At 24.1% G+C, this 12788-nt stretch carries 12 protein-coding genes; 10 read left to right on the top strand and 2 right to left on the bottom strand.

What is annotated here, in order from left to right; translation table 11 throughout:
• Nucleotides 1-235: 235 nt before the first annotated feature.
• From MarbSA_RS01475 to MarbSA_RS01450, 6 genes are all read left to right on the top strand, one after another.
• Entirely contained in the window at nt 236-496 is a 261-nt protein-coding gene (locus MarbSA_RS01475) for a FeoA family protein (protein WP_042704054.1), read from the top strand.
• Between the two features lie 207 nt (nt 497-703).
• On the top strand, nt 704-2719 hold the full coding sequence (feoB, locus tag MarbSA_RS01470; RefSeq protein WP_221061698.1) for a ferrous iron transport protein B: 2016 nt from the start codon (nt 704-706) through the stop codon (nt 2717-2719).
• Nucleotides 2720-2986: 267 nt separating this feature from the next.
• Entirely contained in the window at nt 2987-3181 is a 195-nt protein-coding gene (locus MarbSA_RS01465) for a hypothetical protein (RefSeq protein WP_054835676.1), read from the top strand.
• A 346-nt stretch (nt 3182-3527) separates the two neighbouring features.
• Nucleotides 3528-4490, top strand: a complete 963-nt coding sequence (locus tag MarbSA_RS01460; protein WP_054835382.1) for an arsenic resistance protein — start codon at nt 3528-3530, stop codon at nt 4488-4490.
• A 253-nt stretch (nt 4491-4743) separates the two neighbouring features.
• Complete coding sequence (locus tag MarbSA_RS01455; RefSeq protein ID WP_054835383.1) at nt 4744-5562, top strand: potassium channel family protein; 819 nt, start codon at nt 4744-4746, stop codon at nt 5560-5562.
• Between the two features lie 46 nt (nt 5563-5608).
• Complete coding sequence (locus tag MarbSA_RS01450) at nt 5609-6292, top strand: HisA/HisF family protein (protein ID WP_054835384.1); 684 nt, start codon at nt 5609-5611, stop codon at nt 6290-6292.
• A gap of 32 nt (nt 6293-6324) precedes the next feature.
• Here MarbSA_RS01450 and MarbSA_RS01445 read toward each other — a convergent pair whose 3' ends face one another.
• Nucleotides 6325-6501 carry a hypothetical protein gene (locus MarbSA_RS01445; RefSeq protein WP_197016911.1) on the bottom strand — a complete coding sequence of 59 codons (177 nt, stop codon included), beginning with the start codon at nt 6499-6501 and terminating at the stop codon, nt 6325-6327.
• A 408-nt stretch (nt 6502-6909) separates the two neighbouring features.
• Between MarbSA_RS01445 and pdxS the strand changes: the two genes are divergently transcribed.
• Together pdxS and MarbSA_RS01435 are read left to right on the top strand one after the other, a co-directional pair.
• On the top strand, nt 6910-7791 hold the full coding sequence (gene pdxS, locus MarbSA_RS01440) for a pyridoxal 5'-phosphate synthase lyase subunit PdxS (RefSeq protein WP_080459877.1): 882 nt from the start codon (nt 6910-6912) through the stop codon (nt 7789-7791).
• A gap of 852 nt (nt 7792-8643) precedes the next feature.
• Nucleotides 8644-9387, top strand: a complete 744-nt coding sequence (locus MarbSA_RS01435) for a hypothetical protein (RefSeq protein WP_054834626.1) — start codon at nt 8644-8646, stop codon at nt 9385-9387.
• A 71-nt stretch (nt 9388-9458) separates the two neighbouring features.
• Here the strand turns inward: MarbSA_RS01435 and MarbSA_RS01430 are convergent, their stop codons facing one another.
• Nucleotides 9459-10028, bottom strand: a complete 570-nt coding sequence (locus tag MarbSA_RS01430) for a DUF1523 family protein (protein WP_054834627.1) — start codon at nt 10026-10028, stop codon at nt 9459-9461.
• A gap of 696 nt (nt 10029-10724) precedes the next feature.
• Here MarbSA_RS01430 and MarbSA_RS01425 point away from each other — a divergent pair.
• Complete coding sequence (locus tag MarbSA_RS01425; RefSeq protein WP_221061697.1) at nt 10725-12125, top strand: Ig-like domain-containing protein; 1401 nt, start codon at nt 10725-10727, stop codon at nt 12123-12125.
• 423 nt (nt 12126-12548) lie between these two features.
• Nucleotides 12549-12776, top strand: coding sequence for a hypothetical protein (locus MarbSA_RS01420; RefSeq protein ID WP_221061696.1), 228 nt, complete (start codon nt 12549-12551; stop codon nt 12774-12776).
• Nucleotides 12777-12788: the final 12 nt, after the last annotated feature.

The following is a 12788-nucleotide window of genomic DNA, read 5'->3' as shown; positions in this document are numbered from 1 at the left end:
ATATTTATTCTAAGTATGAAAATTAATTGAAATAATAAAAATATAATGTTTAAAAATATCGATTTCTAGAAATATCGATTATCATTTAGGCATTCCTAAATTTTTATTATATTAAGTAAATTTATTTTATACTTAGACTTATTTATAATATTTTTAGATTATTTATAAATTTTTAGATAAATTAAATCTTTAAATTATTTTTAATTAATTTAAATCAAAGTGAAAAGGTGAAAAAATGGAGGAAAAAAATATTAATTCAATAAAAACATTAAATCAACTTAAAAATGGTGAAAGAGGAACTATTGTTTCTTTTTCTGATAGAGGAGATGTTGAATTAAAAAGGCATCTTTTAGGTATGGGGTTTGTTAAAGGTTCTGAAATTACTTTAGAAAAAGTAGCTCCTTTAGGAGATCCTATTAAATTTAGATTAAAAGGATATTCAATTTGTCTTCGTAAAAATGAGGCAGAAAATATCAAAGTTCAAGTGGTGAACTGATTTTTAATTTTTAAAAATAAAAATATATTAATTTTTTAAATAATTTAAAATAATATTTATTTAAAAAATATTTATTTAAAATAATATTTAATAAAAATATTTAAAAAGAAATAATATTTAAGAATATTTAAAGTAATTATTTAAAATAATTTTTAGTTCATACTTGATTTTTCCATAAATTTATCATTTTTAATAAGGTGGAAATTAATGAATAGTATAAAAATAGGATTAGCTGGAAATCCTAATGTGGGTAAAACAACTTTATTCAATCAATTGACTGGTCTTAGACAGCATGTTGGAAATTGGCCTGGTAAAACAGTAGAAAAAGCAGAAGGTCATCTAAATTTCAACGATTCGAGAATTGATGTAATTGATCTTCCAGGAAATTATGCTCTTAGTGCTCATTCTATTGAAGAGATAGTTTCTAGAGATTTTATTGTTGATGAAAATTCAGATGTTATAGTTAATATTATTGATGCAACTAATATTGAGAGAAATTTATATTTAACTACTCAAATGATGGAACTTGGTGCAAATTTAGTCATTGCTCTTAATATGAATAAATTTGCTAAAAAGAAAGAATATGATATCGATACAAATATGTTATCTGAACTTTTAGGAGTTCCTGTTGTAGAGATTGAGGCTATTGATAATACTGGAAAAGAAGAATTATTGGAAGCCGTTCAAAATGCTGCTAAAAACCCTATTGATAGTAGTAAAAAATTAGTTTATGGTACAGAGTTAACTGAACATCTTGATGATCTTAAAAATCTTATTGAAAAGAATAAAGAATTATCTGATGTTCCATCATCATGGACAGCTATAAAACTGTTAGAAGATGATGATATAATAGTTGAAAAAGTTAAAACTGCTTCAAACTTTATTGAAATATTCAATGAAGTTGAAAAATTAAAAAAACATTTTAAAAATGTTTTTGGCGAGTCTTCTGAAGAAGTTGTTGCTAATTATAGATATTCTTATATTGATGGTTTGGTTAAAGAAGCTATTACTAAACCAGAAGTAGAAAAACAGACAATCACTGAAAAAATTGATAGAGTAGTTACTAATAGAATATTAGGACTTCCAATATTTTTAGTTATAATGTGGATTATATTTCAAATTACTTTTACTGTTGGAGCACCATTCCAAGATCTTCTTGATACTGGATTTGTCATGCTTGGAGATGGTATATTAGCAGTGCTTGGTGAATCTTGGTTTTCTTCACTACTTGTTGATGGTATTATAGGTGGTGTTGGTGGAGTACTTGTATTTTTACCTCAAATATTTTTGATGTTTTTGATGATTAGTATTCTTGAAGATTCAGGATACCTTGCAAGAGCTGCTTTTGTTATGGATAGGATCATGCATAAATTTGTAGGTCTTCATGGAAAAGCATTTATTCCAATGATTTTAGGATTTGGATGTGGTGTTCCAGGAATTATGGCTACTAGGACAATGGAGCATGAAAGAGATAGGATATTAACAATGATGATAATTCCTTTCATGTCTTGTACTGCTAGATTACCTGTTTATGTATTATTTGTCGCTGCTTTCTTTACTGCTTTCCAAGGTGAAGTTATATTCTCGTTATATCTTCTTGGAATAGCTGTAGCTATTATAATTGCTGCAATTCTTAAAAACACTGCATTTAAGGGAATTACAACTCCTTTTGTTATGGAATTACCTTCTTATAAGCTGCCTTCTATAAAAGGTGTACTTATTCATACTTGGGAAAAAGGTTATGGTTTCATTAGAAAAGCAGGTACAATTATCCTTGCAGCTTCTATTGTAGTGTGGGTTTTAAGTAGTGTACCAGTTGGAGTTGATTATGGATCTCAAGAATCTGTAATTGGACAGATTGGTACTGTTGTAGCTCCAATTTTTGGACCATTAGGATTTGGTGAATGGCAACCTTCTGTAGCTTTAATATTTGGTGTAGTAGCTAAGGAGGTGGTTGTAGGAACTTTCAGTTCCCTCTTCGGAGTTGCTGAAGAAGGAGCGGGCATTGAATCGGCAATGCATGAGATTTTCACACCGCTTTCTGCATATGCGTTCTTAGTATTTGTATTACTATATGTTCCATGTTTTGCAGCTTTGGGTACTATAAAACAAGAAACAAACTCTTGGAGATGGCCATTAGCCATGGTAGGTGTTACTACAGTAACTGCATATATTGTGTCGTTCATTGTATATCAAGGTGGAACCCTTTTAGGTTTTGGTTGATATAACTGATTGATATATCTTGTAAAAGTTTTATAAAGGATTTTTATCCTTTATTTTTATTTTAATATAGACTTTTACTTTAATACAATTTTATTTTTATTTTAATTAAAATTTTATTTTAACAAAATTTCATTTTTATTGAAATTTTTATTTAATTTTATAATTATATTCAAATCAATTTGTGTATATTTTTTCTTTATTTTTATTATATTTAAAAAATTTAATTATTATAAGTAACTTATATATTATTTAAGTGGTGGTGAGAATATGCAATGTAGAATGTGTGGCTATGAATTTGATGAGAAAATTATTGGTAGAAGCTGTCAGGGCTGTGGAAAAAGAGAATGTCAGACAGTACATTGTCCTAATTGTGGATATGGTAATTCACCAGAATATGAGACAGAGTTTAAATTTATTGATTCTTTAAAAGATAAACTTAGTTTTAAAAAGAAGAAAGAATAATTTATAAATAATTTTAATATCTGCCGTAATATTAACATTATAAGTAGTAGTAATATTATATCATATTAATAATATATAATTATTATAATAATATAAACATTATAATATATATTAAAATATTATAATATTTATTTTAATAATTACAAAATTTATTAATATTTAATTTAATATTTATTAATACTCATATCAAGTTATTAATATTTATATAATTTTTATTACTATTTGTATAGTTTTTATTACTATTCATATAATCTTATATTAATAAGACTTATTTGTAAAGTTCTAAAATTCAATGATTCTTTAAAATATTATAATTTATTCTAACAGATTTATTCCAACCGATAATATGAATGCTTTAGAAAAATTTCAATCCATTATAATACTTGTTGCTATAATATTTGGGCTAGTTTTTGGACAACTATCAATAATTAATAATAGTGCTGGCTATTTTATAATACCTTTTTTATTTTTGATGCTATTTGGTATATTTGGATCTATATCTCTTAAAGATTTTAAGAAGAGTTTCTCTAATTTTAAATTTGCAAAAGTTACTCTTTTAATGAATTTTATTTGGACTCCTTTATTTGCTTATATTCTTGGAGCTATCTTTCTAAATCAACATATAGATATTTGGGTTGGGTTTATAATGTTGATGGTGACTCCTTGTACTGATTGGTATCTGATTTTTACAGATATTGCTAAAGGAAATCTTCCTCTTTCTACTTCAATTCTTCCTTTAAATTTAATATTACAAATAATACTTCTTCCAATATATTTATTATTATTTTTTGGTGTTTTTGGTTCATTTGATTATGGAATTTTACTTGAAAGCATATTACTTATGGTTTTTTTACCATTTATTTTAGCTCAAATAGCTAGATATCTTTTTACAAATATGAAATCATTAAATCGTTTTAAAGATAATTTTTTTAGTTTTTTTGAGTCTTCTCAAATTATTTTTTTGAGTTTAGCTATTTTTTGTATGTTTGCTTCAAATGGTTATTTATTGGTTAATAATTTGTGGGTTATTTTACTTTTACTTATTCCAATGTTTTTATTTTTCATTTTAAACTTTTTTATAGGTAGATTGTTAACTAACAAATTAAATTTTTGTTATGCAGATTCAGTTAGCTTATCTATGACTACCCTTGCAAGAAATTCTCCAATTGCTTTAGCTATAGCTGTAATAGCTTTTCCAAATCAACCTTTAGTTGCTTTAGCATTAGTTATAGGGCCTTTAATAGAACTACCAGTTTTAGCTATTATATCTCAAATTTTGCTATTTAGCAAAAGAAAAAATTTTTTATAATATCTCAATTTTTAATTTTCTAATATTTTCCAATTATTCTTATTATATTTTATTTTTAGAAATATTCATATATTAATAGCTCTAATAAAAATATATAACTGGTTTGATTAAAAATAAAATTTTAATGTAATCTTTAAATCTAAATTTAAATTCAATTTTTAAATCTGAATTTTATGTAATTTTTAAATTTAATTTAAATTTAATATTTTTATTCGATTGTAAATATTTTAAGAAGTTTAGTAACATTTGGTGGGTGTTTATAATTAATTATCAGCTTAAAAATACTATAGGAAACATTTTTCAGGCATTATTGACAATATTTTTGTTTTTGATTATTGCAGACATAGTTATTTTAGTTTTAGGGTCAATATTCCCTTTTCAACATTATAATCAATATATTGTTGCTAACTTTGATTTAATTGTTTCAATACTTTTAATATTCTTTTTAGCTATCAATTTTTTCTTTTTTGAAAATATTAAAAAGTATTTTCCTAACTTATTAATAATTATTCTTGCAGTTATCCCATTTGAATTTATTTTTCTCTCTATTTGGGGGTATGATATGGGTGCAGGAGTTTATACAGTATTGTATGTTTTTAGAATTTTACATTTATTTGCTTTACTTTATACTTTGAAACTTTTAGGATCTAATTTTATTTCATTCTCAAAACAAAATGGGCTTGGCTATGGTATAATTGCTATTACTGCTATATTCATTATAGGGTCTGTTTTATTTTATATTTTTGAGTTTAATCTTAATCCAAATATAGTTGTATTTGAAGATGCAATTTGGTTTTCATTAGTTTCAGTAACCACTACTGGATATGGTGATATTGTGCCTTTTACTTTAGCTGGAAGAGTTACAGCTGCTTTTTTAATTGTTAGTGGAGTTTCTTTTGCTACATTTGCTACTGCATCTTTAGCAAGTTCTATATTTCAAAAATTCCGTGAAGAGAAAGTTACTCGAGATAAAGAACTTGATGAGCAAAATAAATTGTTAATAGAAAAGTTTGAAAAAACTCGGGATGAATTAAATGAAATTAAAGGTATGATTAAAAAATTAGAAAAATAGCTTTTAAGTATGTAATTTTTAGAATATTTATATTTGGAGGTTTTTAATGTTAGAAGTAATACCTGTATTGGATTTGATGAACTCTATGGCTGTTTCTGGAAAGTCAGGAAATAGGGATACTTACACTCCTCTTAATTCTATTTTTGCTTCAAATAGTGATCCTATTTCACTTGCCAATAATCTTAAATTTAATGGTGCAAAACAGATTTATATTGCCGATTTGGATTTAATTGAAAAAAGAGGACATAATCTTGATAAAATTAAAATGATAAACACAGTTCTCCCTGTTATGTTGGATAGTGGAATAAGGAATTTAGAATCATTTGATTTTTTCTTAAAATTTGCAAATAAGTTAATTGTTGCTAGTGAAACTCTTGAATCTATTGAAGAGCTGTATAAAATTTTTGATAAGTATCCAAAGGAAAGGATTATTGTTAGTGTAGATATTAAAAATGGAGAGTTACTTTCTAATTTTGAAGTTAGTTTAGATGATTTTAAAAAAGATTTGATTGAAATTGATCCTGATGAGATTATATTGTTAGATATATCTAATGTTGGAACAAAAAAAGGATTTAATACTGAATTATTAAATGAATTTTCTGAGTTTAAAGATAAATTAATTCTTGGTGGTGGTATAAATAAGGAAGAGATTCCTAATATAGAAAAATTTGGTATTAATAAAGCATTAGTTGGGTCTGCATTACATAATGGAGAAATAAGAATTATTTAATTTTATATTTTTGTAAATATTTTTATATTTTATTAAATAACAAAGTGTAGTACTATAAATGGACTTATAGCTGCTATTATAAATAATAAAGCTCCTATAATTGTTATTTTTTTCTCATTATCCATTATTCCAGATATTAAAAGTAATACTCCGAAAAATCCTAAAACTGCGGGAATTATATGTGAGAATATAAGTGTTCCTGTTGCCATTTTATCACACTATTGATTATTATCATGAAAATTTGTAATAATTATCTAATTTATTGATTATTTAATATTTATTGATTATTTAGTAATTAATTTTAACTTTTATTTTATTCTAAAAGTTTATTTCTTATCATTATTAAACCTTTTTCTAACTATTATTTTTTCATCTCTTTTTTAGAAAGTTTTATTATTAATAAGGAAAAAACTCTATATTGGTTAAAGATATTTAATATTTTTAATATTTTTAATATTTTTAATTAATTTATAACTTTCATGAAAGTTAATAATAAAAAATTAATAATATTAATAATAATATTAGTAACAATATTAATAACGATATTTTTAATAATATTTTTAATAATAATATTTTTATTATGATGATATGATATTGGTAATTTAAGGAGAATATGTATGAAAAAAGGAACTGATGTTTTAAAAGAAGGATTCGCAAAAATGACTAAAGGTGGAGTCATTATGGATGTTGTTAATGCTACAGAAGCAGGTATTGCTGAAGATGCTGGTGCAGTTGCAGTAATGGCTTTAGAAAAGGTACCTGCAGATATTCGTGCTAGTGGAGGAGTAGCTAGAATGGCTGATCCAAATAAGGTTAAGGAAATTGTTGAAGCAGTTTCAATACCTGTTATGGCTAAAGCACGAATTGGTCATATAGCTGAAGCTCAGATTTTAGAAACTTTAGGTGTAGATATGATTGATGAAAGTGAAGTACTTACGCCTGCTGATGAGGAATATCATATTAATAAGAAAGAATTCACTATTCCATTTGTATGTGGAGCAAGAAACTTAGGGGAAGCTTTACGTAGAATTGATGAAGGTGCAGCTATGATCAGAACTAAAGGTGAACCTGGTACTGGAAACATTGTTGAAGCGGTTCGTCATATGAGAATGGTTACTTCTGAAATCCGTGAAATTCAAGGTAAAAACGAAGAAGAATTAAGAAATTTCGCTAGAATTATTGAAGCTCCTTTCCCACTTGTAAAAGAGGTTGCAGAAATTGGTAAGTTGCCTGTTGTTAATTTTGCTGCTGGTGGTGTAGCTACTCCTGCTGATGCTTCTCTTATGATGCAATTAGGTTCTGATGGTATTTTTGTTGGTTCTGGTATTTTCAAATCTGAAAACCCTGAAGAATTTGCAAAAGCTATTGTTGAAGCTACAGCAAATTATGATAAACCTGAAGTTTTAGCTGATGTTTCAAAAGGTTTAGGTGAAGCTATGAAAGGGGTTGAAATCTCTGAGATAGCTGAAAATGAGCGTATGCAAGAAAGAGGATGGTAATTACTCATTAATTAACTTTTCTTTCTTATTTTTAAATCTTATTGTTCATTGTTGTTTTTCAACTTTTTTTAAGTATATTCATTATTTTTTTATTCTTGCTTTTTTATTATTATTTTTTTATTAAAATATTGATTTATTTTTTATATTATTTAATTTATAGTTTATCTAATGTATAGGTTATCAATCTATTTGTTATCTAATTATATTTATCTTATAGCTGAAAAAATACTAAATGAATCTTAATTATGGCGAAATATATTATTATTTAAATATTAGATAACTATATATGTTAATTTGATTATAATATTTAATGCATATTTATGCAATTAATATCTTATAGTTCAATGCTTATAGATGTCAAGAAAAAAGTAAAGTAACAATCCAGTAACAATTAGGATTAAAGCATTTGAACATATAATTTGATATTTAACAAAATTGAAAGGTTTGATGAGGATATAATTTAAGAATTGATTTATGAACTTTTTGTTCATTTTCAATAATTTTTATCCTCTGAAAACTGAGATAAATTATTAAAATAAGATATTTATTTATTTTTTAGTGAAGAAAATTTTTTATAAATTTTTCTTATAAATATTTTTCATAATTTGTTATTATTTTTAAATTTTATTAATTAGATTTTAAGGTTTATAAAGATTTTTATATTATTTTTTTATTTATTTTCTTTATTTTTTATAAATTTATGAATACTAAATTTATGAATACATTTATATGATTATATATTAATATTTAATGATAAGTATTTACTTTATTTATTTATAAAAATTTTTCATTTTTATAAGTTTTAAAATGAATTTTTTATTACTATGGAAATTTAAGTTATGGGAGGTTTGAATGAAGTTTAGTAGGGTTTTCTTGATCTTTAGTATGGTTGCTCTTGTGGCTGTTTTTGCAATGAATGCAAGTTTTGCAGCTAGTGATAGTAGTGAGAAATTAACTCAATACAAAGGTTCTTTTTCTTCTAATATCGATAAGAAGATTTCCAATGTTGAACAAGTTTCTGCATTTAAAAATAATAAATCTAAAGAATATTATAAGATTAATATTAAAAAAAATTATCAAAATAAATATAAAATTAGATCAATAAATGTAAGATATTCTGTCACTGATAATAAAACATATAAATTTAGGAATTTTCTTTATAAAAATTATACTGGGAAAAATAGGAACTATTTGAAAATAGATATCTTAAATAAAGATAATATTTTTGTTGATAAAGTTACTATTAATTATTTTACTAAAGGAAAGATTAAAAATGAAAGTTTCTATTCTTACTATTATAATAATAATTTTACATTAGTCAATTATTTGTTTAGTGGAAAAGCTAATGCTAAAGCAGTGCAAAAAGGTGATTATAAGATTACACAATTTGGTAATATACCAATAATTAAATATCAAAATGTTAAAATTATAACTAAAAATAAAAAATACAAAATTAAGGCAGTTAAATTACTTTTAACTAATATTAAAGGCACTAAGATTTCTTATAAAACTTTTAAAGGATATGGAAAAAACAGTTTAAAAATTCGATTGTATGAAAACATATTTATTCAAGATATCAAAGTTTATTATTATTAATTTTCTATAATCTTTTCTATGTTTTTATAAGTGCTTTTAATATATTCGTAGTTAGCAAAAGATGAAATTTTTTATTCTTTTGCTAGCTTAACTCCGAAATAATCACCATATTTATTATTTGTTGTTCCATTTTCATTAATTACTTTTTCTACTGATAATATATTAGGAAAACCACTATTAAATCCATTTCTCCACCCATAATATTTAATTTTATAGGTTCCATTAATTTTTAAGTCATTGAAAATGTCTCTTGTATTAAATTTTTGGAATAAGAAGTTTTCTTCATTTAAAAACCCTTCTCCTTCTGTTGTAATTAGCATTAATTGATCAGCATTGTCTATTGTCATAACACCTTCAGTATTGTATTTAATACCTGCTTTAGGTTGCCATTCTTGAACTGTGATTATTTTTTCTTGAACAGATGGCACTTCATAAGCATAATGCCAAAATACACTACCTACTGGCATCATAATAAGAAGTATTATAATAAAAGATATTCCTATACTAATAAGACCTAATCCTTTACTATCTTTTTTTCTTTTAATTATTAATCCTATGATTATTGCTATAATTAAGGGTATTACTATAAACATTACAAATTGTATTAACCATCCTTCAAACCAATTAGGTGCTACAAACATATTATCTAATTCTCCTAATAATTTTATTTTTTCATTTTGTTATATGAATTGTTTGTTTATTTATTTTATTATAACTTGTTTTCCTATTTTGATAATATTCTCTAAGGATTTATATAAATATCTAAACTATTTTCAAAAGCTTCAGTTTAAAATATGATACGAGAAATATTTATAATTTTGGATAAAAAACTAAAATGTAAAAATTTTTCAGCTAATCTAAAAAACCAAAATAACTATAAAAAAATAATACACTTGAAATAATTACTTTTGCAGCCCAATACTAATAATTTCAAATGAAAAAGGCTAATATAAATTATTTAAAAAATTTATAAACACTCTTCTAAACTTTTTTGCTTAGTGGCAGTGATAGGAGAACTATGTAAAGAATTTCTGTCTTTTAAAAACTTAGAATAAATAGCTCCTCTTTCACTACAATCTTCAACATATTTAAATAATTGTCTTTTAATTAAAGTACCTTTATGATTAAATAATATTTTATATAATTCTTCAACAGGTGTAGGGTCGGCGTTAGTACTAATATTTTTAATATATTAGTTTTCTATCATGTTAATTGGAGCTCCTTAAAGTTTCTGTGTTGAATAATTAAATTGAAAAATTTATTAAGAACAAAAAAGAAAGAGAAAAGTAATAAAAAATAATAATAAGGAATTATTAATATTATAAAGAGGGATAATTATGAAAAAATTATTAATATTTTTAAGCATTCTCATATTGATTGGGATTTTTGCGTTATCACCAGTAAATGCAACTAATAATATAACTTTAAGTTTAAACAAAAACAATATAACCTATGGTGAAAATTCAGATGTTACAATTACTTTAAAAGAAAATGGCACACCATTACATAATAAAGAAGTTAAATTGGATATATACAGTTCTAGTGTGAATTTTTTTGGGGAAACAAAAAAAACTAATGAAAAAGGTAAAGCTACGTTTAATCTTAGTAGTCTTCCCACTGGTTATTATAATGCCAGGATGTTCTATTATGATAATTATTTCTATAATCAAAGTGATTTGAAAGTTAACTATGGTAAAGCAAAAGCAAGTATTAACTTAGAGAATTTAGCTAATTATAGAACAAAAATAACAATAAAATTAACAGATAATCATGAAAATCCTCTTAAAGGATATTCATTAGATTCTTATCTAAATCCTCCTTATAAAGGTAAATCACTAGTTGTATATAAAGATGGGTCTTGGATAGAAGATGGAATAGATCTCATTTCAGGCAACGATTTAAAAACAGATAATAATGGTATTATCACAACAATTATAGATGGCATTATCTGTAAAGGTGAAATTTCATTTTATTTATGGGATGGAAATTATAAAATAACCAATACTGTGCTTATAAATAATAAAATACCAAGTAAAATTAAAATAACCGAAACTCATTTAAACAGCTATTATTATTTTATTTATTATTCCTTATTAAATCATAAAGAAACAGAAATTAATAAACAATTAAAAGCAATCGTTGATGGAAAAACATATTATGGGAAAAATAATCTTTTACTAATTCCAGTTGGAGAATTTAAAAAATATACTGTTAAATTATTATTTGATGGTGATTCAACATACGCAAAATCAGAATATACTCACACATACACATTAACTGGGAAAGAAATTGTGAAAGATCAAATAACTGGCAAACTTGTTAAAAAATTTAAAAAATTTGGTCACACTTATGCGAAATACAAAATATATAATATTATAGCTTACCTCAACGGAAAAATTAAAAAATCATTTTCTCATTATGAAACTTCCTTGTATAGTGCTGAAAAATATAAATTATTTAAAACAGCAAATGAAAAAATAAAAATAAATGGATTTATCCCTTCAATTTATCTTAAAAATAAGCTTAGAATTAAAGCTTATTATGATGGAAATAATGATATTAAACTTAACTACTATTTCCAGTATAAAAAAGGAGGAATAAGTAAACTTGCAGGTTATATAAAAATACACAAATATAAAACTTATTATAGCTGGTATAATAAACAATTCTTGCTTAGTTTTTCATCTAATCTTAATAAAAAGTTAGCTATCAAATATGCAAGAATAATAGGATGGTAATTATTTACCTGCCTTAAAATTTTTTATAATACATATCCTAGGAATGATTTTTCATTTCTTTTAAATTCCATTATTTCATTACCTATAACATCAAATGCTACTTTTGAAACTGTATTAATTCTGAATACTCTTTTAGAGATAATATTAACATATTATTAGTTAATGCTCTTGTTAAATACCCTAAACCTCCTTTTTTAATTTAGGACTATCATTTTTATAGGTTTTTCTTCCCATTTTAACGGACAATTTTCACATTAGATAAAACAACTGTAATAGATTCTATATTCTATAATAATTTTGCAGAATTTGGAGGTTTAATTTACATTGTTCAAAAACTTGAAGTTATTCCATTAAACATAATATTTAATAATAATCTTATAGTTAATAACTCTTCAGCACATGGAAAGGGTGTTTATATGGAAAATGCAGCTTTATGTAGAGTATTCAGCTTTAAATGTTATTAACTTTGAGAATAATGTTTGGGGAACTGAGGATCCAGATTGGGAAAAACGCTTTTTCACAAATAATTTTACTAATTTTCCAAAAAATTGGATTAAAATAGTGAAAGATATTTTAAATCCAAGTAACAATAATACTCCACATCAAGAAAAAAGACAAATCAAACAAATAATCCTATTTTTAAATCATTAAATGATATTTTTA

It is taken from the genome of Methanobrevibacter arboriphilus, from assembly GCF_019669925.1.
Classification (GTDB): Archaea; Methanobacteriota; Methanobacteria; order Methanobacteriales; family Methanobacteriaceae; genus Methanobinarius; species Methanobinarius arboriphilus_A.
Note: the sequence above shows the minus strand (reverse complement) of the source record. Positions and strands in the feature narration are given on the sequence as shown.